General features: G+C 72.1%; 26 protein-coding genes. 6 read left to right on the top strand and 20 right to left on the bottom strand.

Annotation, left to right across the window (positions count from 1 at the left end; genetic code table 11):
- Positions 1 to 73 precede the first annotated feature (73 nt).
- Positions 74 to 3,310 (top strand): GH92 family glycosyl hydrolase, encoded by a 3,237-nt coding sequence (locus tag ACIQWX_RS11085; protein WP_400868214.1) that lies wholly within the window; start codon positions 74 to 76, stop codon positions 3,308 to 3,310.
- On the opposite strand, the gene ACIQWX_RS11080 is transcribed toward ACIQWX_RS11085, so the two are convergent.
- From ACIQWX_RS11080 to ACIQWX_RS11060, 5 genes are all read right to left on the bottom strand, one after another.
- Entirely contained in the window at positions 3,297 to 4,235 is a 939-nt protein-coding gene (locus tag ACIQWX_RS11080; protein WP_400868212.1) for an RNA polymerase subunit sigma-70, read from the bottom strand. The two genes, ACIQWX_RS11085 and ACIQWX_RS11080, sit on opposite strands and share 14 nt — an antisense overlap.
- A 37-nt stretch (positions 4,236 to 4,272) precedes the next feature.
- Positions 4,273 to 4,494: a hypothetical protein gene (locus tag ACIQWX_RS11075; RefSeq protein ID WP_400868210.1), complete on the bottom strand. Its 222-nt coding sequence runs from the start codon at positions 4,492 to 4,494 to the stop codon at positions 4,273 to 4,275.
- Positions 4,495 to 4,529: 35 nt separating this feature from the next.
- Positions 4,530 to 5,588: a glycosyltransferase gene (locus ACIQWX_RS11070; protein WP_400869527.1), complete on the bottom strand. Its 1,059-nt coding sequence runs from the start codon at positions 5,586 to 5,588 to the stop codon at positions 4,530 to 4,532.
- Positions 5,589 to 5,675: 87 nt separating this feature from the next.
- Positions 5,676 to 7,157, bottom strand: a complete 1,482-nt coding sequence (locus tag ACIQWX_RS11065; protein WP_400868208.1) for a protein kinase — start codon at positions 7,155 to 7,157, stop codon at positions 5,676 to 5,678.
- Between the two features lie 140 nt (positions 7,158 to 7,297).
- Positions 7,298 to 8,098: an inositol monophosphatase family protein gene (locus ACIQWX_RS11060; RefSeq protein WP_400868206.1), complete on the bottom strand. Its 801-nt coding sequence runs from the start codon at positions 8,096 to 8,098 to the stop codon at positions 7,298 to 7,300.
- A 29-nt stretch (positions 8,099 to 8,127) separates the two neighbouring features.
- Between ACIQWX_RS11060 and ACIQWX_RS11055 the strand changes: the two genes are divergently transcribed.
- Positions 8,128 to 8,829, top strand: a complete 702-nt coding sequence (locus ACIQWX_RS11055) for a creatininase family protein (RefSeq protein ID WP_400868204.1) — start codon at positions 8,128 to 8,130, stop codon at positions 8,827 to 8,829.
- On the opposite strand, the gene ribA is transcribed toward ACIQWX_RS11055, so the two are convergent.
- Genes ribA through ACIQWX_RS11025 form a run of 6 tightly spaced genes read right to left on the bottom strand, consistent with a single transcriptional unit; the run spans position 8,815 to position 13,742 of the window.
- Positions 8,815 to 9,456 (bottom strand): GTP cyclohydrolase II, encoded by a 642-nt coding sequence (gene ribA, locus ACIQWX_RS11050; RefSeq protein WP_400868202.1) that lies wholly within the window; start codon positions 9,454 to 9,456, stop codon positions 8,815 to 8,817. The genes ACIQWX_RS11055 and ribA overlap by 15 nt on opposite strands.
- 13 nt (positions 9,457 to 9,469) lie before the next feature.
- Complete coding sequence (locus tag ACIQWX_RS11045) at positions 9,470 to 10,468, bottom strand: YbhN family protein (RefSeq protein WP_400868200.1); 999 nt, start codon at positions 10,466 to 10,468, stop codon at positions 9,470 to 9,472.
- Positions 10,465 to 11,289, bottom strand: a complete 825-nt coding sequence (locus tag ACIQWX_RS11040) for a methyltransferase domain-containing protein (RefSeq protein WP_400868198.1) — start codon at positions 11,287 to 11,289, stop codon at positions 10,465 to 10,467. Before ACIQWX_RS11040 ends, ACIQWX_RS11045 begins: the two co-directional genes overlap by 4 nt.
- Positions 11,286 to 12,353 carry a glycosyltransferase family 4 protein gene (locus ACIQWX_RS11035; protein ID WP_400868196.1) on the bottom strand — a complete coding sequence of 356 codons (1,068 nt, stop codon included), beginning with the start codon at positions 12,351 to 12,353 and terminating at the stop codon, positions 11,286 to 11,288. The genes ACIQWX_RS11040 and ACIQWX_RS11035 overlap by 4 nt, the downstream gene beginning before the upstream one ends.
- Positions 12,350 to 12,748 (bottom strand): 6-carboxytetrahydropterin synthase, encoded by a 399-nt coding sequence (locus ACIQWX_RS11030; RefSeq protein WP_257920749.1) that lies wholly within the window; start codon positions 12,746 to 12,748, stop codon positions 12,350 to 12,352. The genes ACIQWX_RS11035 and ACIQWX_RS11030 overlap by 4 nt, the downstream gene beginning before the upstream one ends.
- Positions 12,749 to 12,779: 31 nt before the next feature.
- Positions 12,780 to 13,742 carry a zinc-binding alcohol dehydrogenase gene (locus ACIQWX_RS11025; RefSeq protein WP_400868193.1) on the bottom strand — a complete coding sequence of 321 codons (963 nt, stop codon included), beginning with the start codon at positions 13,740 to 13,742 and terminating at the stop codon, positions 12,780 to 12,782.
- Positions 13,743 to 13,820: 78 nt separating this feature from the next.
- Between ACIQWX_RS11025 and ACIQWX_RS11020 the strand changes: the two genes are divergently transcribed.
- Complete coding sequence (locus ACIQWX_RS11020; RefSeq protein ID WP_400868191.1) at positions 13,821 to 14,570, top strand: CDP-alcohol phosphatidyltransferase family protein; 750 nt, start codon at positions 13,821 to 13,823, stop codon at positions 14,568 to 14,570.
- Here the strand turns inward: ACIQWX_RS11020 and ACIQWX_RS11015 are convergent.
- The 4 genes from ACIQWX_RS11015 to ACIQWX_RS11000 form a co-directional block, all read right to left on the bottom strand.
- The gene (locus tag ACIQWX_RS11015; protein ID WP_400868189.1) at positions 14,567 to 15,523 is read right to left on the bottom strand and encodes a DNA polymerase domain-containing protein; all 957 of its coding nucleotides are present in this window, start codon (positions 15,521 to 15,523) and stop codon (positions 14,567 to 14,569) included. The genes ACIQWX_RS11020 and ACIQWX_RS11015 overlap by 4 nt on opposite strands.
- A gap of 38 nt (positions 15,524 to 15,561) precedes the next feature.
- Entirely contained in the window at positions 15,562 to 17,127 is a 1,566-nt protein-coding gene (locus tag ACIQWX_RS11010) for a hypothetical protein (RefSeq protein WP_400868187.1), read from the bottom strand.
- A gap of 43 nt (positions 17,128 to 17,170) precedes the next feature.
- Positions 17,171 to 17,968 (bottom strand): oxygenase MpaB family protein, encoded by a 798-nt coding sequence (locus ACIQWX_RS11005; RefSeq protein WP_400868185.1) that lies wholly within the window; start codon positions 17,966 to 17,968, stop codon positions 17,171 to 17,173.
- A 253-nt stretch (positions 17,969 to 18,221) separates the two neighbouring features.
- Positions 18,222 to 19,100 carry a LysR family transcriptional regulator gene (locus ACIQWX_RS11000; RefSeq protein WP_400868183.1) on the bottom strand — a complete coding sequence of 293 codons (879 nt, stop codon included), beginning with the start codon at positions 19,098 to 19,100 and terminating at the stop codon, positions 18,222 to 18,224.
- Between the two features lie 70 nt (positions 19,101 to 19,170).
- On the opposite strand from ACIQWX_RS11000, the gene ACIQWX_RS10995 reads away from it, so the two are divergent.
- Complete coding sequence (locus ACIQWX_RS10995; protein ID WP_400868181.1) at positions 19,171 to 20,436, top strand: FAD-binding oxidoreductase; 1,266 nt, start codon at positions 19,171 to 19,173, stop codon at positions 20,434 to 20,436.
- Between the two features lie 3 nt (positions 20,437 to 20,439).
- On the opposite strand, the gene ACIQWX_RS10990 is transcribed toward ACIQWX_RS10995, so the two are convergent.
- Positions 20,440 to 20,862 (bottom strand): nitroreductase family deazaflavin-dependent oxidoreductase, encoded by a 423-nt coding sequence (locus ACIQWX_RS10990; RefSeq protein ID WP_400868179.1) that lies wholly within the window; start codon positions 20,860 to 20,862, stop codon positions 20,440 to 20,442.
- Between the two features lie 104 nt (positions 20,863 to 20,966).
- Here ACIQWX_RS10990 and ACIQWX_RS10985 point away from each other — a divergent pair, with 104 nt between their 5' ends.
- A complete protein-coding gene (locus ACIQWX_RS10985) occupies positions 20,967 to 21,431 on the top strand; it encodes a MarR family winged helix-turn-helix transcriptional regulator (protein WP_400868177.1) in 465 nt (154 codons plus the stop codon).
- A gap of 64 nt (positions 21,432 to 21,495) precedes the next feature.
- On the opposite strand, the gene ACIQWX_RS10980 is transcribed toward ACIQWX_RS10985, so the two are convergent.
- From ACIQWX_RS10980 to ACIQWX_RS10970, 3 genes are read right to left on the bottom strand one after another with little or no spacing between them, the layout of a single operon-like run.
- Positions 21,496 to 21,855 (bottom strand): PLDc N-terminal domain-containing protein, encoded by a 360-nt coding sequence (locus ACIQWX_RS10980; RefSeq protein ID WP_400868175.1) that lies wholly within the window; start codon positions 21,853 to 21,855, stop codon positions 21,496 to 21,498.
- A gap of 59 nt (positions 21,856 to 21,914) precedes the next feature.
- Complete coding sequence (locus ACIQWX_RS10975; RefSeq protein ID WP_400868173.1) at positions 21,915 to 22,559, bottom strand: hypothetical protein; 645 nt, start codon at positions 22,557 to 22,559, stop codon at positions 21,915 to 21,917.
- A 44-nt stretch (positions 22,560 to 22,603) separates the two neighbouring features.
- Positions 22,604 to 23,278 (bottom strand): GNAT family N-acetyltransferase, encoded by a 675-nt coding sequence (locus ACIQWX_RS10970; protein WP_400868171.1) that lies wholly within the window; start codon positions 23,276 to 23,278, stop codon positions 22,604 to 22,606.
- A 52-nt stretch (positions 23,279 to 23,330) separates the two neighbouring features.
- On the opposite strand from ACIQWX_RS10970, the gene ACIQWX_RS10965 reads away from it, so the two are divergent.
- Complete coding sequence (locus ACIQWX_RS10965) at positions 23,331 to 24,173, top strand: PaaX family transcriptional regulator C-terminal domain-containing protein (RefSeq protein ID WP_400868169.1); 843 nt, start codon at positions 23,331 to 23,333, stop codon at positions 24,171 to 24,173.
- Here the strand turns inward: ACIQWX_RS10965 and ACIQWX_RS10960 are convergent.
- Complete coding sequence (locus tag ACIQWX_RS10960; RefSeq protein ID WP_400868167.1) at positions 24,160 to 24,555, bottom strand: RidA family protein; 396 nt, start codon at positions 24,553 to 24,555, stop codon at positions 24,160 to 24,162. The two genes, ACIQWX_RS10965 and ACIQWX_RS10960, sit on opposite strands and share 14 nt — an antisense overlap.
- Positions 24,556 to 24,584: the final 29 nt, after the last annotated feature.

Genomic DNA, 24,584 nt, shown 5'->3' with positions numbered 1-24,584 from the left:
GCTGCTGTCCGAACCACGGGCCTGACCGATGGTCCGCTTCTGACAACGTTGTCATCTCCTGGGAGGTGCGCCCATGTGGTCGCAGAGCAGACGGATGGCCGCCGCGGTGGCCGCGGGGGTGGTGGTCGCCGGCCTGGCGCCCGCCGTCGCGCAGGCCGCGCCCGCGCCGGTGGATCCGGTCGGCCTGGTCAACCCGTTCGTCGGCACGCAGAACTTCGGCAACACGTTCCCCGGCGCGAGCGCGCCCTTCGGGATGGTGCAGGTCAGCCCGGACACCGGCGGCCAGGGCGGCTACGACTACCTGCAGAACGCGATCTACGGCTTCAGCCAGACGCACCTGTCCGGCGTCGGCTGCGGTGTCATGGGCGAGCTGCCGATCATGCCGACGACAGGGGCCGTCGACAACGTTGACAAGAACGCCTACAGGTCCGAGTACAGCCACGACGACGAGCACGCCGAGCCGGGCTACTACCGCGTCGGGCTCAAGAAGTACGGCGTGAACGCGGAGCTGACGGCGACCGCGCGCACCGGCTGGCAGCGCTACACGTTCCCCTCGACCGGGCAGGCGAACGTCCTGTTCAACACCGGTCAGGCCAACCAGTCCGTCAAGGACTCCGAGATCCACGTCGTCGGCGACCGGACCCTCGAAGGCCGCGTCAAGGCCGGCGGGTTCTGCGCCGGCCACGACGAGCACACCGTCTACTTCACGGCGACGTTCGACCGGCCGTTCACGTCGTTCGGCACCTGGCGCGACTCGACGCGCACGCCGGACAGCCGCGACGCCGCGGGCACCGGCGGCAACGGCGCCTGGGCCAGCTTCGACGCGACCACCGACCACGACGTCGTGCTCAAGGTCGGTCTGTCCTACACCGGCCTCGACGGCGCGCGGAAGAACCTCGCCGCGGAGACGTCGAACTACGACTTCGACGCCACCCGCGCCGCGCTGCACCAGCAGTGGGCCGACCGGCTCGGCGCGATCAAGATCGCCGGCGGCACGACCGAGCGCCAGACGGCGTTCTACACCGCGCTCTACCACGCGCAGCTGCACCCGAACCTGGCCGGCGACACCGACGGCGCGTACACCGGCTTCGACGGCAAGGTGCACACCGCGAGCGGCTACACGCCGTACCAGAACTTCTCGCTCTGGGACACCTACCGGCCGCAGAACCAGCTCCTCGAGATGCTGGAACCGCAGGTAGCGCGGGACGTCGCACTGTCGGTCGTCGCCATCGGGCGTGACGGCGGGTGGCTGCCGAGGTGGGCGCTGGCCGAGAGCGAAACCAACATCATGACCGGCGACCCGGTGACGCCGTTCCTCGTCGAGGCGTGGTCGAAGGGCCTGCTCGCCGGGCACGAAGAAGAGGCGTACGCGCTGCTCAAGAAGAACGCGACGAGCACGCCGCCGGCCGATTCGCCCTACAACGGGCGGTCCGGCGTCAACTACTACAACGACCGCGGGTACATCCCGAGCGGCCTGGAGCTCGGCAAGGACTGCGCGGCCAAGGGCGGCGACAACGACTGCGAGCACCCGGCGTCGGCGACCATGGAGTACTCGGCGGCCGACGCGGCGCTGGCGTTGATGGCCGGCGGGCTCGGCCACAAGGCGGACGCGAAGATGTTCGCCGACCGCGGTCAGTGGTATCGCAATTTGTGGGACTCCTCGACGCAGCAGTTCCGCCCGCGCACGACTGAGGGCACGTTCCTCACGCCGTACAACCCGGTCGACGCCGACCACCAGTTCCACGAGGGCGGCGCCTACCAGTACCAGTGGCTCGTGCCGCAGGACCCGAGCGGCCTCGTCTCGCTGATGGGCGGCAAGAAGTCGACCGAGAAGCGGCTCGACTCCTTCTTCGCCTACGACAAGCTGCTTTCCGATCCCGCCGGAACGGCACGCAACGACTGGATCTCCAGCCCGTACGACTACTACGGCAAGGCGACCTACAACCCGAACAACGAGCCCGACCTGCTCGCGCCGTACATGTACCTGTGGGCGGGCGCGCCGGCCAAGACGGCGACGGTCGTCCGCGCGGCGATGACGTTGTTCACCACCGGCCCGGACGGCATGACCGGCAACGACGACCTCGGCACGATGTCGGCGTGGTACGTCTTCTCGTCGCTCGGGCTGTACCCGACGATGAGCGGCGCGAACTTCCTCGCGCTGTCGAGCCCGCAGTTCGAGTCGGCGACCGTCCGGATCGGACAGTACGGGCGGTCGCAGGGCGGCACGCTGACCGTCAACGCGCCGGGGGCTTCCGACGCGAACCGGTACGTGCAGAGCGTGTCGCTGAACGGCCGGAACGTCCGGGAGACGTCCCTCGATTGGTCCGCTGTGGCGCACGGCGGGGTTCTTTCGCACAAGCTCGGGTCGAAGCCGTCCTCGTGGGGGGTCGGGTCGGAGCCGCCGTCGGTGAACAAGGCCGCCGGTGACCTGCGGCGGCACGTCGACGCGTCGCTGCGGCAGACGTCCGTCGTGATCCCGGCGGGTTCGGCGCAGCAGGTGCACCTCGACCTGGACGTCGTCGCGCAGAACCCGCTGCTGCAGCCGGTGACGGTCTCCGCGACCGCGCCGGCGGGCTGGAAGGTCCGGGTTCAGCCGGTCGACCTGATCTGGTCGGGGCGGCTGCCGGTGCAGAAGACGGTGCCGATCACGGTTTCGGTGCCGGCCGGGACCGCTTTGGGCACGTACCCGGTGCAGGTCAAGGTGTCCGGGCTGGGCGCGAACAGCGTCACCCGGTCGGCGACGGTCGAGGTCCGGACGCCGTCGGCTTGCGTTCCGGGCACGTCGTGCGCGGTGGACCTGGGCCGCGACTTGAACCACGACGGCACGGCGACGGTGGCGGCGTCCACGGAGGGCAACTTCGACGGCGGCGGCTGGAGCTACGACGCTTCGCTCCTGCCCGCGGCCGGCCCGGTCGTCTGGGACGGCGTCACGTACGCGGCTCCGGACGCTTCGGGGACTTCGCCCAACTTCGTGGAGGCCCGCGGGCAGTCGTTGCTGCTGCCGGCGGGTCAGCACGGCTCCTTGCGGTTGGTCGGGTCGTCGCACAACGGCCCGGTGTCGACGACGCTGACGGCGCACTACACGGACGGCACGAGCGCCGACCTCGCGGTGACGTTCGCCGACTGGGCCGGGTCGGGTGCGTCGGTGGTGCTCGACATGCCGCACCGCATCAAGGCGGGCAGCGGGGTCGACGGGCCACCGGTCCGGCTGTTCGGGATTTCGGCGGCTTTGGATTCCGCGAAGACGTTGCAGTCGGTGAGCCTGCCGAACGACCCGCGGGTCGAGATCTACGCGCTCACCCTGGCGTGATGGTCCGGTTCGCCGGGTCCGTCCCGGCGAACCGCTCCACCAGGTCAGGGAAGCCGAACACCGTGATCCGTGCGATGCCGCCCTTGCCCAGGGTCAGGACCGCCACCCCGAACGGCTCGCCGCGGTACCAGGCCAGCGCCGCGGGTTGGCCGTTCGCGCGGGTCGGTGTCATGTGCCACTCGCCCGGCTCGCCCATTACGTGTCGCAAGAATGCGACGCAAGTCGTCTTCCCGGCGAACCAGGTCCGGGACGGGACCGGCTCGATCACCGCGTCGTCGCGGAGGACCCGCTCCAGGGCCGCCAGGTCCGAGTTCATGAACGCGCTCATGTAGCGGTCGAGGAGCTCGCGTTGGTCGGGCTCGGTCAGCTCGCCGACTTCGCCGGCCGTGTCGAGGGTCGCGCGGGCCCGTTGGAGCATGCTCTTCACCGCCGCGACCGACGTGCCCAGCAGTTCCGCGACCTCGGCCGCCGGGAAGGCCAGCACCTCGCGCAGGATCAGCACCGCGCGCTGGCGCGGCGGGAGCAGCTGCAGCCCGGCGACGAGAGCGAGCCGGACGCCGTCGCGGGCCACGGCGATCTCCGCCGGGTCGTCCGCCGCGGACGTGATCAAGGCATCGGGTATCGGGCGCGGCCACTGGTCACCGGGCTCGGCCGGAACGGGCGGAGCATCGGGATCGGCCGCCGGCGCGCCCAGCCCGGACGGCAGCGGCCGCCGTCCCCGCTGCTCCAGCGCGGTCAGGCAGGCGTTGGTCGCGATCCGGTAGAGCCACGACCGCAGCGACGACCGGCCCTCGAAGCGGTCATACGCCCGGAAGGCGCGCAGGTAGGTCTCCTGCACGACGTCCTCGGCCTCGTCGGGCGTGCCGAGCATGCGGTAGCAGTGGGCCAGCAGCTCACGCCGGTAGGGCTCGAAATCCACGGTCACACTGTGGCTGACCGGCGCGGGCGGCGAAAGGAATCGGTCAGGCGCGGATTTCGGGTGACTGCGGTGGCCGGTCCAGCCGGCGGAACTCGACCCACTGCCGGCTGGCGTCGGCCCACGTCACGTGGTGGCGGTCGAAGAACTCCTGCCAGCGCGACCGCCAGTTGAAGAACGTTTCGAGCCCGCCGAGCACGGTGACCAGCGCGACCATCGGCAGCGCGATCGACGCCCGGCTCGGGATCTCCTGGATGCCCAGCACCACGGTCGACGCCGCGGTGAGCAGCAGCGCGGCAAGCGTCAGGCGACGATCCGCGGCTCCGAAGCCAACCTCGACAATGCCTCCGTCAACCGCCGCGCCGCGACGTCCCACTCCTCCAACGCACTGCCCCGGCCCAACGCCGCCGTTCGCAACGACCGTCTCAGTTCCGGGTCCGCGTACCAGCGGTGCAGCGCGTCGGCCAGTGCGTACGGGTCGTTCGGCTCCACCAGCACTCCCGGCATCTCGCCGTCCGCGTCGACGCCCAGCGCGTCGTACACCCCGCCGACCTCGGTGGCCAGTACCGGGATTCCTCGGGCCAGCGCCGCGGCGACGAACATGCCCGACACCGCCGCTCGGGCCGGGATCACCAGCAAGTCCGCCGCGTTGTACGCCGCTCCCAGGTCGACCGCGTCGCCGGCCAGCGTGATTCGGCCGCCGAGGCCGAGGCGCTCGATCGACCAGCCCAGCTCGTCCACGTACCCGCGGTCCACCTCCAGCGACCCCGCCATGACGCACGACAGCGCCAGGTGGCCGACCTCGCCGAGGGCCTGGACCAGCACGTCCTGGCCGTTGCGGCGGGTCACGTCGCCGACGCACAGCAGCCGCGACACGCCGTCGGCGCCCGCCGCCAGCGGGGCCGCGTCGGTGCCCGGCTTGGCCACGTACACGCGGCCCGGGTCGAGGTCGTGGCGGTCGATCAGCAGGCGGGCCAGCCACGGGCTCGTCGCGACGACCATCCCGGCCATCCGCAGCGTCTCGCGCTCGCACGCGTCCAGCTCCGCCGCGTGCGCCGGGTCGAGGCCCGGCTCGTCGGCGAGGGCCTGGTGCACCAGCACCGCCAGCCGCAGCCGCCGCGCGTGCGGGACGACGATCTCCGGCACGCCCGACGCGATCACGCCGTCGAGCAGCACCACCGTCCGGTCCGGCAACGCGGCCAGCGACCGCGCCAGGCGACGGCGGGCCGTCGCGTCCGGCTCCGGCCAGTCGCCCACGATCGGCAGCTCCAGCACCGGCTGGCCGACGGCAGGCAGGTTCTGGCACATGCGCTTGTCGTACGTGTCGCTCGCCGGCGGCACTGCCGGGAGGATGAACACCATCGGGTCGGCAGGCCTCATCGCTCAACCTCCAGCGTGGATCGACGGCGGGACGGCACACCCGTCACACGCAGCCGAGAGCTGAACGGTTCAACTCTGGGCGTCGATCATCCAAACGCCGTTCACCTGGACCATCGTGAAGGTGTCGTTCTCGGACTGGCCGTCGCTGTAGACCACGCGCGCCGTGACCCGGTTCGGGCCGGCTTCGCTGGCGCTCGTGACCTTGACCGAGCTGAACCGCCCCCACCAGCTCGTGTACGTCTGGTACGTCTGGTGGCGGGACGCCCGGAACCGGTCCGTCAGCAGCTTCCACGCCTCCGCCGGGTTTTCCGGCAGCAACGCGTAGTAGTCCTGGATCGCCTGAACGGCGGTCTTCGTCGAGGACACCGGCGAAACCGACGGTGACGTCGGCGGAGCCGTGGTCGTCGGCGTCCGCGAAGCCGAAGGCGCGGGTGACGGCGTCGTCGAAGGTGTCACGGAAGCCGGGCTGGACGTCTCCGGCGACGCGGGCGGAGCGGCGGTGTCCGTCGGCGGCTTCTGACGCACGACCAGCAGGATCGCGACGACGACCGCGACGCACAGCAGCGCCGCGCCCGCCCCGACCGCGATCAGGCCCTTGCGCGCACCCGGCGTCACCGCGGCGACCTCGCCGGACGGCGGCACGGCGACCGTCGCCGGCACGGTCGGCACCGCGGACACCGCGGCGGCCTCCGTCTCCGGGATCGTCTCCGCGAGCACCGACTCACCGGGCTCCGCGTCCGGCAGCAGCGCCCGCAGCTCGCGCTCGACCTCGTCCATCGACGGCCGCTCGGCCGGTTCGGTCGCCAGCATCCGCAGCAGCAGCGGGGTCAGCCGGCCCGCCTTCTCCGGCGGCTCGATCTCCCCGCTGGACGCCTTGTAGAGCAACGCGATCGGGTTGTCCGCCGTGCCGTACGGCGACTTGCCCTCGACCGCCGCGTACAGCGTGGCGCCGAGCGAGAAGACGTCGGCGGCGAAGTCCGCGTCCTCGCCGCGGGCCACCTCGGGCGCCAGGTACGCGGGCGTTCCGGCGATCTCGCCGGTGGCCGTCAGCTTGACGTCACCGATCGCGCGGGAGATGCCGAAGTCGGTGATCTTCGCCGTGCCGTCCTCGGACACCAGGATGTTGGCCGGCTTCACGTCGCGGTGCACGATCCCGGCGCGGTGCGCGCCGGCCAGCGCCGAGCTGATCTGCGCGCCGACGCGGACGGCGTCGTCCACCGAAGCCGGCTCCTCGCCGACGACGACCGCGAAACTCTTGGACGGCAGGTATTCCATGATCAACCACGGCCGGTCCTCCTCTTCGAGGACGGCGAACACGGTGATCGCGTGGGAATGCTGCAGCCGGGCGGCGATCCGCGCCTCGCGCATCGCGCGGTTCTTCGCCTCTTCGGTGCGGCTCTCGTCGTGGTCGTGCGGGAGCAGGAGTTCCTTGATCGCCACGGTGCGGTCGAGCATTTCGTCCTGCGCCCGCCACACCGTGCCCATCGCGCCGCCGCCGATCGGCTCCAGCAGCCGGTACCGATCGCGGATCCGGCGACTTTCCACGAGCATCCACCATTCTCAAAAAGTGTGCCGACGAGATCCGGCCAGCATGCCAGGATCATCCGCCGGCCGGTACCAACGTAGCCGAAAACCTTGGACGGGCAGCGCAATCGTGCGCTGTGGCGCTGCCCACCGTGTACCCGCAAATCCTAACGAACAACCCCGTACGCCCGATCAAGTGCGTCCACGATCTCCTTGCGCAGCCCCGCGCCGACCGCGATCGTCGACGACGAACCGACCGTGTGCTCGCTGCCGTCGCGGTCCACGACGGCCCCGCCGGCCTCCCGCACGAGCAGCACGCCGGCCATCGTGTCCCACGGGTTGTTGGACAGGATCAGTGCGGCGTCGAGCTTTCCGTCCGCCACCCAGGCGAGGTCGATCGCCGCGGTGCCGAGCATCCGGATCTTCTGCGCCCGCGCGCCGAGGTCCGACAGCAGCCGCAGGCGCGTCGCGTTCTTCTCTTCCGCCAGCCGGCCGATCGCGAAGTCGCCGACGGCGATCATCGCGTCCGACATGTCCGTCGCGGCAGACGCGCGTACGCGCTCTCCGTTCGCGAAAGCACCTTCGCCGCGCGCGGCCGTGTACGTGACGCCGAGGTACGGCAGCGCGATCGCGGCGACCGTGCTGTGCTCGCCGTCCACCAGCGCCAGGGAAATCCCGCAGAGCGGAATCCCGCGGGCGAAGTTCGCGGTGCCGTCGATCGGGTCGAGCGCCCACCAGCGGCCGCCGCCGTCGCCGCTGCGGCCGCGTTCCTCGCCGAGGACGCCGATCTCCGGCGTCTCGGCCGTCAGGAACTCCCGCAGCGCGTCTTCGACCGCCGTGTCGACGTCGGTCACCAGGTCGCGATCACCTTTCGCCGAAACGGAAAAGCTCGGGCGCGACCGGACGATGTCCGTCGCCTTCGCCACGGCTTCGCGCGCGACGTCGAGTAGTGCGGCATGCTCGCTCATGATTCCAACCTAAGTGAAGGGACGTGCTCATGACCGACCTCTTCCCGCTCGCGACCACCGTCGAGGAGCAGGCCCGCGGGGCGTCGGTCGCGGTGCTGCCGGTCGGCAGCTTCGAGCAGCACGGCGCGCACCTCCCCCTCTCCACCGACACGGTCATCGCGGCGACGCTCGCGAAAGCCGTCGCCGAGGCCTACCCGGTGCTCCACCTGCCGCCGATCACGATCTCCTGCTCGCACGAGCACGCGGGGTGGGCCGGCACGGTGAGCATCTCGGCCCGCACGCTGCACGCCGTGGTCACCGACGTCGCCGCGTCGCTGACGGCGTCCGGCGTCGAGCGGCTCGTGCTGGTCAACGGGCACGGCGGCAACTACGTACTGTCCAATGTGGTCCAGGAAGCCGGCGGCGCGATGGCGCTGTACCCCGGCGTCGCGGACTGGCAGGCCGCACACACCGCCGCCGGCCTGCGGACGTCGCTGGACGACGACATGCACGCCGGCGAGCTGGAGACGTCGATCCTGCTGCACGCCCACCCGCACCTGGTCCGGCCCGGCCACGAGGACGCCGACCACGTCACCGACCGGGACCACCTGCTGACGCTGGGCCTGCGGGCGTACACGGAGTCGGGGGTGGTCGGCCGCCCGTCGCTGGCGACCGCGGCGAAGGGGCACGTCGTGCTCGACACGCTGGTCCAGCGCTTCGCCGGCGTGCTCGAGGCGCTAAGCGCCGGATAGGTGCGGCAGCAGGTGGGCCATCCGCTCGGCCTTCGTCCGCAGGTACCGCAGGCTCTCCGGGTTCGGCGGAACCAGCAGCGGAATCCGCTCGCTGATCCGGATTCCGTAGCGCGTGAGCTGTTCGACCTTCTCCGGGTTGTTCGACAGCAACCGCACCGAGCGGATGCCGAGGTCGGTCAGGATGCCCGCCGCCGCGTGGTAGTCGCGGGCGTCGACCGGGAGGCCCTGCGCCACGTTCGCGTCGACCGTGTCGAGGCCCTCGTCCTGCTGCAGCCGCATCGCCTCGAGCTTCGCGAGCAGGCCGATGCCGCGGCCCTCGTGGCCCTGGACGTACACCAGCACGCCCGAGCCCTCCTCGACGATCCGGTCCAGCGCCACCGCCAGCTGATCGCCGCATTCGCAGTGCGTCGAGCCGAAGACGTCGCCGGTCAGGCACTCGCTGTGCACCCGGGTCAGTGCGCCGAGCGGCGAGATCTCGCCGTACACCAGCGCGACCTGCTCGGTGCCGGCCCGGTCCAGGTAGCCGACCGCGCGGAACGTCCCGTGCCGGGTCGGCAGCCGGGTCTCGACGACCCGTTCGACCACGGCCCGGTGCGGCAGATCCCCGATGATTTCGCTTGCGGTCATGGTCTCCACCTCTCTAACCCGGCACTTTCACGTGGAAGTGCCGGGCTGGTCGTGCGGCACTTTCACGTGAAAGTGCCGTCCGGCGCACCCCAGCGACGCTCCGGACGAGCAGGACACCGGCGCCGGGCAGGCTCGCGACCAGCGTGAGCACCCCGTAGACGACGGCGACGGTGACACCTTGGGCGGCCCCCAGACCGGCCGCGCCGAAGAGCAGGGCGCAGACGCCCTCGCGCGGGCCGAAGCCGCCGACGTTGAGCGGGAGGCCCATCGCGAGCAGCGCGAGGACCATCAGCGGCACGAGCTGCCAGACCGGCGCGTCCACCCCGGCGACACGGGCGGCGACGACGAACAGCGTCAGGTGCCCGGCCAGCGTCGCGGCCGACAGGAAGCCCACGCCGGGCCAGGTCTCGCGGGTGAACAGGCCGAGCCGCAGGTCGGCGAGGGTGACGGCGAAGCCGCGGCGGACCTTCGACTCGCTGTGGATCCAGCGGCCGCCGAACACCCGGCCGGCGACGACCGCGGCGACGGCGGCCAGCACGACGACCACCCCGGTGACCGTCACGACCTCGCGGAACGCGCCGGGCACGACGTCCGGGGCGAAGAGCACGACACCGACCGCGGACGCGATCAGCACGAGCTGGCCGGCGGTCCGCTCCAGGACGACGGCACGCACGCCGCGCGGCACGTCGCCGGAGTCGCGGCCGTGCTGCACCGCGCGGTGGACGTCGCCGAGGACGCCCGCGGGCAGCACGCCGTTGAGGAACAGCGCGCGGTAGTAGTCGGAGACGGCGGTGCGCAGCGAAAGCCGCAGGCCGAGCCGGGTGGCGACGATCTGCCAGCGGCCCGCGCTGAACACCGTCGTCGCGAAGCCGATGACCAGCGCGGCGAGGACGCCGGGCGTGCTGATCCGGCCGAGGCCGTCGAGGAAGGCGTCGCTGCCGAGCTGCCAGACGAGGACGCCGAGGATGGCGAAGGCACCGAGGATCCGCAGCCAGGCCAGCGCGCGCTTCACGCCGCCACCTCCAGGCTCGGCGGCAGGACCAGCAGGTCGCCGTGGTGGATCACCGCGCGCAGCTCGCCGGCCGTGGCCATCTCGAGGCGGCGCTGCAGGTAGACGTCGGCGACCGGACGCAGCTCCGGCAGCTGCTCGACGGCGGCGCCGACCCAGCCTTCGAGCCACTGCCGCTGCAGTTCCGCCTGGTCGGGGCCGAGCCGCCAGGCGCTTTCGGCCCGCACCACCGTGGCGCCGAGCCGGCCGAATGCGGTCGCGGCGACGTCCACGGCGTTCGGGCCGAGCAGCCGGCGGCCGCCGGTGATCCGGCGCTGGTGGGCGTTGAACGCGGCGGCGATCGCGGGGTCGAGTGGGTCGGCGGGCGACAGTTCCACCCGGCCGGTCACCGACAGCATCAGCAGCGCCGCGCAGCCGGCTTCGACGACCGCCTTGGCCAGCGCCGTGACCTCGTCGCGGGTCAGCAGGTCGAGCAGGGCGGACGCGGTGACCAGCGACGTCCCGGCGAGGTCGGCGGCCCGCAACGCGGTGACGTCGCGCTGCTCGGCGACGACGTCGACCGGGCTGCCGTCGAGGGCCGCACCCGGCAGGGCGGCGCGGGCGTGGTCGAGCAGCGCCGTGTCGCGGTCGTGCAGGATCCAGTGCTGCGTGCCGGGCAGCCGGGCGGCCAGCCAGCGGCCGAGCGAGCCGGTGCCGCAGCCGAGGTCGCGGACGGTGAAGTCGGCGGGCAGGAACTCGCGCAGGGGTTCGAGGAGCTGACCCGCGCGGGCCGCCGCGTCAGCGGGTTCCCGCAGGTAGAGCCAGTCCGGGGCGAACTCACTCATGCCGCCGCCTCCTGCCGCTGCAGGACGTCGGCGATCCGGCGGGCCGTGTCGTCCCAGCCGGTGAGGGTCGCGCGGCGCAGCTTCGCCGAGGCGCGCAGGCGCGTCCGCAGATCGGGTTCGGTGAGCCAGCGGCGCAGGGCGGCGCCGAGCGCCTCGACGTCGTCGCCGGGCACCAGCATCCCGGGCACCGAGCCGTCCGGCGCGACGCCGACGGTGTCGGGCAGCGCGTCGACGTCGGTGGTCAGCACCGGCACGCCGCGGGCGAGGGCCTCGGTGACGACCATGCCGAAGGTCTCGGCGCGCGAAGGGAGAACGAGCAGGTCGGCGGTGTGGTAGGTCGCGGCCAGCGCGGCGCCCGTGCGCGGGCCGGTGAGCGTGAAGCGGGCGCCGAGCCGGTGCTCGCGCAGCCGCTCGACGTACTTCGTCTCGCGGCGGATCCCGCCGACGCACTCGCAGGTCCAGCGCAGGTCGGCGACGGTTTCCAGGGCCTGGGCGAGCAGGCCCTGGCCCTTGCGCGGGGTCACGGTGGCCACGCAGACCAGCCGGGACATCCCGTCGGTGCCGACGGCGGGCGGCGCGGGGTCGACGCCCGGCGGCACGGCGTGCACGCGGTGCGGGGCGAGCCCGTGGTGCTCGACGAGCCGGCGCGCGGCCCACTCGCTGGTCGCGACGACCGAGCTCGCGGCCCGCAGCGTCTCGCGCTCGAGCGCGTCGAGCTCGGCGGCGAGCGCGGGCGGCAGGCCGGTCTCGTCGGCCAGCGGCAGGTGCACCAGCACCGACAGCGAGAGCCGGCGCGCCTGCGGGACGATCACCTCGGGCACCCCGCAGGCGACCAGGCCGTCGAGCAGGACCGCGGACCCGGTGGGCAGCGCGGACAGCAGGTGGCCGAGGACCGCGCGGGCCTCGGTGTCCGGGCGCGGCCAACTGCCCGAGACGGCGATCTCGTGAACGTCGAAGCCGGCCTCGGCGAGCCGGTCGCACATCCGCCGGTCGTAGGTGTTGCCGCCGGACGGGACGGACACGTCGTCGACGTCCCCCGGGAGCACTACGTACAGGGAGTTCACAGCGCACGCTCGTAACTCGCCCAGGCGACGTGCGATTCCTTCAGCGAGACGGCGATGCCTTCGAGGCCGCGCGCGCCTTCGCCGAGGCGACCGGCGTGGACGGCGTCGGCGAGGCGGTCGGCGATGACCTTCGCGAGGTACTCGGTGGAGGTGTTGATGCCCTTGAACACCGGCTCGTCGTCGAGGTTGCGGTAGTTCAGGTCGCTCAGCACCGCCCCGAGCTCTTCCGTGGCCTTGCCGATGTCGACGACGATGTTGTCCTCGTCGAGCTCGGCGCGGCGGAACGTCGCATCCACCACGAAGGTCGCGCCGTGCAGGCGTTGCGCGGGACCGAAGACTTCCCCGCGGAAGCTGTGGGCGACCATCACGTGGTCACGGACGGTGATGCTGAACACCAAGACCTCCGATGCGTTCGGGTGGACGTGGTCACTGCGGCTGATAGACAACACGGAGGCAGAGGGCGGAAAGTTCATTCGCGGCCAACCGGGGTAACACGGTTGGAAGATCTTCAAACATGCACTCGCCGCTGACCAGCGCTTCGAACGCCGGATCGGTCAGCAGTTCGAGGGCCAGGCCGAGCCGCTGGGCGTAGTCGCGGTCGGGCCGCGCGACCGTCCCGACCTGGCTGCTGCGGATCGTCAGCCGTCGCGAGTGGAAGTTCTCGCCGAGCGGCACGCTGACCCGGCGGTCGCCGTACCAGGACATTTCGACGACCGTGCCTTCCGGCGCGAGCAGTTCCAGTGCTTTCGCGAGGCCTTGTTCGGACGCGCTCGCGTGCACGACGAGGTCGCAGTCACCGTGTGCGTTCTCAGGCGTCGAGAACTCGACGCCGAGCGCTTCCGCGATTTCCGCGCGCGCCGGGTCGACGTCGATCAGCTGCACGCGGGTGGCCGGGAAGCCCTGTAGCAGTTTCGCGACACTGCAGCCGACCATCCCGGCGCCGATGACGGCGATCCGGTCGCCGAGCTTCGGCTTCGCATCCCAGACGGCGTTCACCGCGGTCTCGACCGTGCCGGCGAGGATCGCGCGGCCGGGCGGGACGGCGTCCGGCACGAGCGTCACGGCGCTCGCGGGGACGACGTACGCGGTCTGGTGCGGGTAGAGGCAGAAGACCGTCTTGCCCTTGAGCTCGGCCGGGCCCTGCTCGACGACACCGACGTTGAGGTAGCCGTACTTGACCGGGCCGGGGAACTCGCCCTCCTGGAACGGCGCGCGCATGACGTCGTGCTGGCTCGCCGGGACGCCGCCGCGGAAGACGAGCGTTTCGGTGCCGCGGGAGACGCCGGAACACAGCGTCCGGACGAGAACTTCGCCCTCTCCCGGGGTGGGCAGGTCCACCGGCCGGAGCGCGCCTTCGCCGGGACTTTGAACCCAGAAAGCCTGTTCCACGTGTTCTCCTTCGCAGGCGACCGGAGGCTGGTGTCGCCGCCACCTTATGAGCAGCCGTGCCGATTCGCGGAGTGAAAGATGATCAAGAACGGACTTCTCCTACGCTCTTCGGTCCCGGCGTGGGCGCTCGCCGCGGGGGCCGGTTTCCTCTCCCCGCTCGCCTGGGCGACCGGGGCCGCGTACGGCCTCGCGCTGGTCTTGCTGACGGCCTGGGGGCTGCGGCAGAGCGGCCGCGGGAAGTTCGGCCCGGCGGACTGGATCACGTTCGCCCGCGCGGTGCTGGTCGGCTGCGCGGCCGAGCTGATCGCCGACGGCGGCCACCACCTCTGGTGGCTGGTCGGCCTGGTCGCGGTGGCCCTGGCGATGGACGGCTTCGACGGCCAGGTCGCCCGCCGCACGGGCACGGCGTCCGAGTTCGGCGCGCGGTTCGACATGGAGGTCGACGCGTTCCTGATCCTGCTCCTGTGCGTCCAGGTGTCCCGTTCGCTGGGGCTGTGGGTGCTGGCGATCGGCCTAATGCGGTACGCGTTCGTCGCGGCTTCCTGGGCGCTGCCGTGGCTGACCGCGCCGCTGTACCCGAGCATGGCCCGGAAGACGGTCGCCGCGGTGCAGGGAGTCGTGCTGCTGGTGGCGGTGTCCGGTCTGCTTCCCGGGTTCCTCGCGTTCGCGGTGGTCGTGGCGGCGTTGGTGTCGCTGGTGTGGTCGTTCGGCCGGGACACGGTCTGGCTGGCCCGCCACCGCGTCGCCGAGCAGCGGCCGGTCGCGATCGTCCAGCTCCCGCGGCGCCTCCACGGCCCGGCCTGGCGCGGCCACAACCAGGCGGCTTAGCCCGACTCGCGCGCGGCCCGGGCCCGGCGTTTGCCCTCGTGCATCGCCACCACCCGGGCGATCGGGATCGTGTGCCCCTCCGCCACCAGGTCCTCCGGCAGCACGAACGGCTCCGGCATCTCCGCCGTCCACGCGTCCACACCGTCGCCGAGCTGCGCCGCGGCCGTGCGGACCGTGAAGTCCGCGGGCTTGACGCCGTCGAGATCGGCCCACGGAACCGGGAACGACACCGGCGCACCCGGGCGGTGGCGGGGGCTGTAGACCGACACGACGGTCGCGCCGCCCGCGCGCGTCGAATCCAGGAACACCTTGCCCTCGCGGCGATCTTTGACGAACTCCGTCGTCCCGAGCGCCGGGTCGATGCGCTCGGCGCGGGCCGCGACCGCCCGCGTCGCCGCGGCGATGTCCTCCGTGGATTGGCCGGGCGCCAGCGGCACGAACACGTGGACGCCCTTGGAACCGCTGGTCTTCACGGCCCCGTCGAGGCCGTCGTTGCGCAGGGCTTCGCGCACCAGCTTCGCGGCGCCGATGGCGAGGGAGAACGGGCCGTCCTCGGGCGGGTCGAGGTCGAGGATGAGGTGCGTCGGGCCGTTGCCGGGCTCGCCGCGGTAGAGCGACGTGTGGAACTCGATCGCCCGCTGGTTGCCGAACCAGATGAGCGTGCGGAGGTCGTTGCACAGTGCGTAGTGGACGTCCCGCTTGGACGTCTCGGCCCAGACGCTGACCCGCTCGACCCAGTCCGGCGTGTACTTCGGCAGGTTCTTCTGCATGAACGGGCCCTGCCCGCGCAGCACCCGCAGGACGGTCAGCAGCCGGTCGCGCAGCTCGGGCAGCATCCGGTCGGACACGGCTTCGAGGTAGTCCACCCACTCCCGCTTGGTCACGCCCGCGCCGGGGAAGACCTCCTGGTCGAGACTGCTCAGCTTCACACCGTGACGAACCTCGTCGCTCATCGGCCCACCTTCGCGCCCCTTCGCGAAGCGGTCAACTCTCAGAAGGGCAGCTGGCTCCGGAGCCGGTCGAGCCAGCGGTCGACCGAGTCGTCGATCCGATCCGGGTCGTTGACCTGCCGGGCGGCGTCGGCGCGCTGGCGGACGTGCTCGCCGACGGTCGACGCGTACTGCGGCAGCGCGTAGACGTCCTGCCAGTACCCGGCCCGCATCTCGACCGCGGCCACCTTCTCGTAGCCCGCGGTCGCCTTCGCGAAGTCGAAGCCGTAGCGCGTGCCGACCGGCTCGGGGCCGTTCGCGGTCACGACGATCACCGTCGGCCGCGCCTGCATGACGACCTGCGTCGGGTCGGCGCCGCGGGCGATCGCCGCGTCGTTGAGGCCGATGTAGTCGATCGACGTCCAGCCGCTGTAGTACGGCATCGCGCCGGCGTCGGTGACGGCGAGGCTGCGGGCCGGCGCCGGGACGTCCGCCTCGGCCAGGCCCTGCCCGATCGCGACGTGCGCGCGCTGCAGGTCGGGCCCGTAGTTCGCGATGACGCCGAGGTCGGGCGCGGTCGCGCCGGCGACGGCCGACCAGCCGACGGCCACCAGCCCGAGCACCGCGCCCACCACGCGCTGGGTCAGCGTCCCGACGGCGATCCCGGCGCCGAGGCAGAGGACGGGGATCGCGTGGTCGGCGAAGCGGTCGAGGTAGTCCATGGTCGGGCCGGACACCGCGTACGTCAGGTACGTGACCGCGACGGTGACGACCAGGAGCCCGCCGGCCGCCCTCGTCGTCTTCCGGACGAGGAGCGAGAGGGTCAGCAGCAGGAGTGGGAGGAGCAGCAGCGTCGTGTGCTTGGTCCACACCCAGCCGGAGTCGAGGTTGCCGAACTTGACGTAGAAGGTGTTGGGCAGCAGCTGGCCGTAGAAGCGCCAGCGCCAGACGAAGTACGCGGCGCCGACGACCACGGCCGCGCCGGTCCACACCCAGCGCCGGGTCCCGCGTTCGCGCCAGAACCACACGACGAAGACCGGCAACGCGGCCAGCACGCCCTCCGGCCGGAGCATGCCGAGCAGGAGCAGCAGCACCGGCGGTTCCCACGTCCGCACCCGCTCGTTCGCGAGCACGCGCAGCCCGAGCACGACCACGCGCAGCAGCACCGCGGCGAACGCGGCCGTCTCGAGCCCGGCGGTGATGTGGAAGTACGTCGGCAGGAACACGACGTACGCGCCGGCGCCGACCAGCACGCCGGTGAGCCCGGCGCGGCGGTGGCCTTCGCGGATGAGCAGGTACAGCGTGCCGAGGCCGAGCAGCAGCGACGTCACCTTGGTGAACAGCGGCAGCGCCAGTCCGAGCCACGCGCCGAGCCCCGACCAGACGACCCAGGCGAAGTTGGTGAAGCCCTCGACGCGCGGGCCGTCGACGTTCCAGACCGGGCCGTGGCCGGCCGCGAGGTTCGCCGAATAGCGGAAGCTGATGAAGGCGTCGTCGATGGTGAGGAACCACGCGGCCCAGGCGCCGGCGAGGAAGACGGCCACGAGGACCACGGACACCACGATCAGCGGCACGCGGCGGGCGGTCGTGGTTCCTTCGGACGCGACGTCGGTTTCGAGCACCGTCATGGGATCCCCTCGGGTGGCGGTGCCGAGACTCTAACGGGGCGCGTCAGACCAGCGGCCGCCCGGTGCGCAGCCGCCGGCGCAGGTCCCAGAGGCAGAGGTTGTAGGGGAACCGCCGCATTGGGCCGGGCAGCACCCGCGTCACCCGGCCGACGTTCGCGAGGAACCCCTCGAACCGGCGCTGGTCGGCGGCCGTCCAGGGCAGGCGCATCTCGTCGCGGAACTGCGGCGGCAGGAAGCCGGTGGTGACGAACCGGCTGAACCGCCGCCCGAGCGCGGCGGCAGGCGAGGGCAGGTACCGCAGGTCGACGAGGTCGGTGAGGTACCGCCGGACGGTGTCGTCGATGCCGGTGGCGGCAACCCCGGCGGCCCAGTACTCCTCGAAGGCGGCGCGATCGGCGGGCCACATCTCGGGGCGGACCTGCAGCGTGGTGCCGAGCCGCGCGGCGTCCCGGTAGAAGGTGGCCGGTTGCCCGCCGACGAAGGCGAGGTAGACGTCTTCGAAGCCCTTGTACAGGCAGGCGGCGACCCAGAGCTGGAGGTCGGTGTCGAAGGCGTTGTAGGCGACGGGGCTGTCATCGGTGGACCGCACCTGCGCGTGGGCGGCGTTGACCCCGCGACGGTAGGCGGCGCGTTCGGCATCGGTGCCCATCGAGGCGACGGCGAGGTAGGTGAGCGTGGTGCGCGTCCGCTTGAGCGGGTGCCGGAAGAGGTTCCCGCTGTCGACCTTGCTTTCGAGCACGCCGTACCCGACGGGCGCGCGGGCCAGCTGCATGATCACGTTGGCGGTGCCGGCCAGCAGCCCCGCCCCGACCACGGCGTCCTCGAGCGCGGTATCGGTCACGTCCTCCAGGGAACGACACTGTTGACGACGTGTCAAGAGCGGTAGCTGCTCTGGGCGAACGCGACCAACGCCCGAGCCGCCGGGCTGAGCGGCCCATCGGTCCGCCAAGCCAACGCCAGCACGCCCCGCAACCCGGGTTTGAGCTGCTGGCGACTCACTCGTGAACGGCCGCGGCCACGGTTGCAGGCCCCCACCGGCCTTGACCGGACCGACCAGCTCGCCAAGCCGGCGCCGGAGCCACCGAATCCCGCCCTCAGGAGCGGTAACTGGCCCGGGCGAACGCGATCAACGCCCGAGCCGCCGGGCTGAGCGGCCCATCGGTCCGCCAAGCCAACGCCAGCACGCCCCGCAGCCCAGGCCCGCTGAGCGTGACGACCCGCAGCTCCCCCTCGTGGAACCGCCCCAGCGACTCCGGCACCACCGCCACCCCCAACCCGCGCATCGCCAGCTGCACCAGCACGTTCGGATCAGCCGCCTCGAACGCGATCCGCGGCACCAACCCCTCCCGCACGAACGCCGCGTCCAACGCCGTGCGCAGACCCGTCCCCTTCGGCAACGCCATCAACGGCAGCCCCGCCAGGTCCGCGATCGCCACCTCGGCCCGGTCGGCCAGCACACCCGACGTCACCGCCACGAACGGCTCGTCGATCAGCACCTGCGTCGCGATTCCCGGCGGCGGGTCCGTCGCCAGCCCAACCACCGCCAGGTCGAGCCGGCCTTCGCGCAGGGCTGCCAGCATCGTGTCCGAGTTCGCCTCGGACAGCGTGATCTCCACCGCCGGGTAGCGCTCGTGGAAGCGGGCCAGCAGGTCCGGCAGGCGAACCGGCCCCGCCGACGTCACCGCGCCGATCGCGACCTGGCCGCGGACCAGCCCGGCCAGCTCGTCGACCGCCTCGCGCACCCCCTTCACCGCCGCCAGCGCCGCCCGCGCGTGCGGCAACGCGGCCGCGCCGACGTCCGTCAGCCGGACCGTGCGGCCCGACCGGTCCAGCAGCTCCTGCCCCAGCTCCCGCTCGAGCCGCCGCACCTGCGCGCTCACCCCGGGCTGGGCGACGTGCAGCCGTTCCGCCGCGCGCGTGAAGTTCCCTTCCTCCGCGACGGCCACGAAGTATGCGAGCTGGTGCAGTTCCATAAGCACTAATTCTAGTCGCCAGACAACCTAGATCTTGGACTTCTGATCAAGGCGGCTCGAAGCTGGAGACATGCAGACATTCCGCCCCGGCGACGACGGTTACGCCGAAGAGATCGCCGGTTTCCAGACGTCCATCCCGACGCGGCCCGCAGTGGTCGTCGCCGCCGAGAACGCGGACGACGTCAAGGACGCCGTGAACTACGCCGCCGAGCACGAACTGCACGTCGCCGTCCAAGCCACCGGGCACGGCCTCAACGCCGGCACCGAAGGCCTGCTCATCAGCACCCGCCGGATGACCGGCGTCGAGATCGACGCCGAAAAGCAGACCGCGCGCGTCGAAGCCGGGGTCCGCTGGGGTGCGGTGATCGAGGCCGCCGCGAAGCACGGGCTGGCCCCGCTGAGCGGCTCGTCGCCCGACGTCGGCGTCGTCGGCTACACGCTCAGCGGCGGCTTCGGGCTGATGGCCCGCCGCTACGGCCGCGCCGCCGACCACGTCCAGGCCATCGACGTCGTCACCCCCGACGGCGAACTCCGCACGGTCACCCCGGGGTCCGAGCTGTTCTGGGCGCTGCTCGGCGGCCGCGCCGGTTTCGGCGTCGTGACGGCGCTGGAGTTCGGCCTCGTCCCGGTGACCGAGCTGTACGGCGGCGGCCTCTACTTCGACGCCGCCGACCTGCCCGCGGTGCTGCGCGCGTGGCGGACGTGGGCGGTGACCGCGCCCGACGAGCTGACGACGTCGATCGCGGTGGTCGCCCTGCCCGGCCTGCCGTTCCTGCCCGAGCCGATCCGCGGCAAGCACGTCGCGAACGTCCGGATCGCCTACCTCGGCGAGGACGGCGACGAGCTCGTCAAGCCGCTGCGGGCCGCCGCGCCGGTCCTGCTCGACACGCTGAAGCGGTTGCCGTACACGGATTCCGGGTCGATCGCGAGCGACCCGCCGCACCCGCACCCGTACCACGGGACGAACGCGACCGTGGAGGTCCTGAACGATGCGATGCTGGCGGCGGTCGTCGAGCACGCGACCCCGGAGACCGTGCTGATCATCGACCGGCTGGGCGGCGAACTGGCCCGCCGGCGAACGGACGGCGTCGGCTGGGACTCGGCGGCGCAGTTCGTGGTGCGGGCGCTGTCGGTCGTCGAGGACGACGTCGACCCGATCCGCCGCGCGCACGCGAAGCTGTTCGACGCGCTGGCGCCGTGGTCCACCGGCCGGCTGCTGCCGTTCCTCTACGGCGCGCACTCGGCCGAGGAACTGGCGACGGCCTTCCCCGCCGGGGACCGCGCCCGGCTGAAGCAGCTGAAGGCGAAGTACGACCCGGCGGGGCGGTTCGGCTGAGCGTCAGCGCTCGAGGACGACGATCGGGATGAGCCGCGTGGTCTTCTTCTCGTAGTCGGCGAAGCCCTCGGCGTGCGCGACCATGCCGGCGTACAGGCGGTCGCGCTCGGCGCGGTCCTCGACCACGGTGGCCGTGGCCTCGAACGTCTCGGTGCCGACCTCGACGGTGACCTTCGGGTTGGCGACGAGGTTGTGGAACCACGCCGGGTTCTTCGGCGCGCCGCCCATGGACGCGGCGATGACGAGGCGGTCGCCGTCGCGGGTGTAGACCAGCGGCGACAGGCGCTCCTGGCCGCTCTTCGCGCCGATCGTCGTGAGCAGGAGCACGTTCTTGCCCTCGAAGTAGTTGCCGACCTTGCCTTCGTTGGCCCGGAACTCCTCGACGACCTGGGTGTTGAAGTCGTTCATGTCGGCTGGCGTAGTCATGGGATCCCCTGGTTGTGGCCGGTACGCTCGTTCGTGTCCCGAGGTAGGGTCGGGACACGCGAAGCGTTTGCTTTGCAAACAAAGCTACCGACGGGAGGCAGGCGGTGTCAACGGAGGCCGGACCGAGTGTCGAGGACGGCGTGCGCCGGCTCCTGCTGTTGATGCCGCGTCTGGTGGGCCGCGCGAAGCGGACGCCGGTCCCGGAGGAGCTGAACGGCTGCGCGCTCGCGCCGCGGCACCTCTCGCTGCTGTCGTACCTGCTGTTCGACGGCCCGATGACGGTCACCGAGCTGGCCGGCCGCCTCGAGGTCGCGCCGACGACGGCGAGCCTGATGGTCGGCGACCTGAGCCGTCAGGGCGTGCTGAACCGCGACGAGGACCCGGCCGACCGCCGCCGCACGATCGTCAGCATCACGCCGGACAAGCGCCCGGCGGTCGACGAGTGGCTGGCGCGCGGCGCCAGGGCGTGGAGCGACGCGCTGGCGCCGTTGACGCCGGCCGAGCGCCAGGTCGTGATCTCCACCCTGGAGGCCTACGAACGCGGGACGTGCGAAGGCCCGGCCTGCTGAAACGACGTGAATGACTCATTCATGTCGTCTGGCGACATGAATGAGTCATTCACGTCATCGGGGGTCAGTCCTCCGCGCGCTTCTCGCGGGCCAGCTTGCGCTGCGCCTCCGCGCGTTCGCGGCACTTGCGGAGGAACTCCTCGTCGTCATCCGGGTTCCCGGCCGCGAACCGGCCCGGGCGGTCGTACTCCGGGTACGCCGGCACGTTCCGCTCGTAGGGCCCGCGCGCCCGCATCGTCTGCTGCGGACGGCCCGCCACCAGCCAGACGATCGACCCGACCAGCGGCACGACGAGCACGACCAGCAGCCACAAACCCTTCGGCAGGTTGCGGCAGGACGACTCGTCCGTCGTGATCACGTCGACGAGGCAGAAGATCCACAGCCCGAGCGTGACGATGCCGAGCAGACCGTTCATGTACAGCAATTCCCGCGCCTTCCCCCAAGAAGATGAAGGCGTAATTAGTAGCAGAACCCCGCCGCGGGTCAGCCGCGGGTCGCCGCGAGCACGCCGGTCGCGAGCGCGATCGCGTGCGCCGGCCCCGGGCACTCGCGCGGGCCCGCGCCGAACGGCGTCCCGGCCAGCGGCACCAGGACGTCCTCACCGTCGACCCGGCGCCGGGTGTGCGCCACCGGCGGGTCCACGCGCAGCACTTCCGCCACGGCTTCCTCGGGCGGCTTTCCCGCCCGCACCAACGGAAGCGCGTTGCCGATCAGCCCGGCGGTGGCTTCGCAAGCCTGGATGAGCAGGCTGATCCGCGCGGCGGCGAGTTCGCCGGTCCCACCGCAGGCCGCGACCAGCCGGCCCAGCGCGGCTTCGGCTTCCGCGGACGACGGCACGTGCGGGTGGTAGACGGCCGCGACCGCCACGACGTCCGAAGGCACCACCGCAAGGCCCAGTTCCCCCGCGAGCACCCCGACGACGATCAGCCGCGAGTCGCCGGCGGCTTCGGACGCCTTGCGCCGCAACACTTCCGGGTCCACTTCGGCCAGCGCCGACACGGCGAGGGCGCGGCGGCGGGCGTGATCGGGACCGTTGCTGAACCGGGAAACCGAAGCCCGCAGCCAGGCGACGCTCCCCGGCGGAACGTCGGCGGGAACAGGCGGAACCGGGGCGGAAAGCGAAGTCATGCGGCGAAGGTAGCCACGGAAAACGTCGGCGTGGACCGAAGCTTCTACAGGAGGGAAGCCGGGAACCACGTCGCCTGCGGACCACCGCACCGCGTCACCCGCGGCACGGCGTGCTCGAACCACCAGGCCTCGGTGACGCGGCCGTCCGGCAGCCGGTACGTCGGCGGCCCGGCGACGCGCGCGAGCCCCGCCGCCTGCAGCGAACGCGCGCTCGCGATGTTGCCGACCTCGGCGCCGGCACGGACGCGCGGCAGCCCGAGGTGCTCGTGCGCCAGCGTCAGACCGGCCGCGAAGAGGATCCGGCCGTTGCCGCGCCCGCGGTAGTCCGGCGCGAGGTAGCCGCCGGTTTCCGGGCCGCCGTCCTCGCCGGTGTGCACGCTCACCAGGCCGACGCACCGGTTGGCCTCGACGTCGATCATCACCAGGTCGACCGACTGCGGATCGGGCGACACCCAGTCCGGGCCGGTCCCAGGCACCACGCGCAGCGCGTCGGCCCGCGCGCCCCTCGCCACGATGGAGTCGGCCTGCCAGCCGAGCCACCGCTGGGCGGCGGGGTCGCTGCCGCACGCGACGGCGGCCGCGTACTCCCACGCGGTCGGCGTCCGGAACAGGAACCGCCCCTCGCGCAGGACGTGGCCCTGCCGGTCGCAGGTCCGCTTGGTCATCAGGCGGCCGCGGCGGGTGAGCCGGTCGAAGATCCCCTTGGTGGCTGGCAGCATCGCGGCGAAATCGTAGCGGAGCGATCCCGGCGGGAGTTGCTATCGTGGCGCGATGACGGCCGTACCCGAGGCAACCGAGCTGGACGGCTCCGGCCGTGCGGCCCAGCCTCGCCAGCTCATCGTGACGGTGTACGGCCTCTATTCGCGCACCGAGGGCGGCTGGCTCTCGGTCGCTTCGCTGATCGACCTGCTGGCCGCCGTCGGCGTCGACGAGCCCGCCGTGCGCTCGTCGATCTCCCGGCTGAAGCGGCGCGGGATCCTCGAAGCGGTGCGCCGCGGCGCGACGGCGGGATACGAGCTGTCCGACGACGCCCGCGAGATCCTGCGCGAGGGCGACGAGCGGATCTTCCGCCGCGGGCGCGCGACCCCGGCCGACGGCTGGCTGCTCGCGGTGTTCTCGGTGCCGGAGACCGAGCGCCACAAGCGTCACCTGCTGCGCACCCAGCTCGCCCGGATGGGTTTCGGCACGGCCGCGTCCGGTGTCTGGATCGCGCCGGCCCACCTGCACGCGGCGACCGAGGAGGCGCTGACCCGGCTCGGCCTGGCCGGGTACGCCGACCTGTTCCGCGCCGACCACCTGGCCTTCGGCGACGTCCGGGCGAAGGTCCGCGACTGGTGGGACCTCGACCGGCTCGACGACCTCTACACGACGTTCCTCGACGAGCACGGCCCCGCGTTGCGCCGCGGGTCCGTGACCGAAGAGCAGGCCTTCGCCGACTACGTCCGGGTGCTGACCGGCTGGCGGCGGATGCCCTACCTCGACCCCGGCCTGCCCGCGGAGTTCCTGCCCCGCGACTGGTCCGGCATCCGCGCGGCCGACCTGTTCTTCGAGCTGCACGCGCAGCTGGAGAACCCGGCCCGCGCGTTCGTCGCGAAGTCGATCAACTTCGGCTGACGACCGCGAAGCCCTGCACCTCGACCAAGGCTTCTTCGTCCCACAGCCGGGAGACGCCGATGCCGGCCATCGCCGGGTACTCGGTGCCCGCGAGCCGCTTCCAGACCGCGCCGATCTCGCGCGCGTGGGCGCGGTAGTCCGCCATGTCGACGATGTAGATCGTCACGCTGCACAGGTCTTCCGGAGTTCCGCCGGCCGCGCGCAACGACGTCAGCAGGTTGCCGAGCGCGCGTTCGAACTGCTGGACGACGCCGTCGCCGACGATCTTGTTCGACGCGTCCAGCGCGGTTTGCCCGGCGAGGAAGACGACCCGGCCCTCGGCCACCACCGCGTGCGAGAACCCGGACGGCTTGCCCAGCTCCGGCGGGTTGATGCGTTCCATGCGGCACACCGTACGCCATCTTTCGCGTT

Origin of the sequence: Amycolatopsis sp. NPDC098790 (assembly GCF_044759945.1) — a bacterium.
Lineage (GTDB): Bacteria > Actinomycetota > Actinomycetes > Mycobacteriales > Pseudonocardiaceae > Amycolatopsis.
The sequence above is the reverse complement of the archived record's forward strand: the minus strand, read 5'-3'. Positions and strand labels throughout refer to the sequence as shown.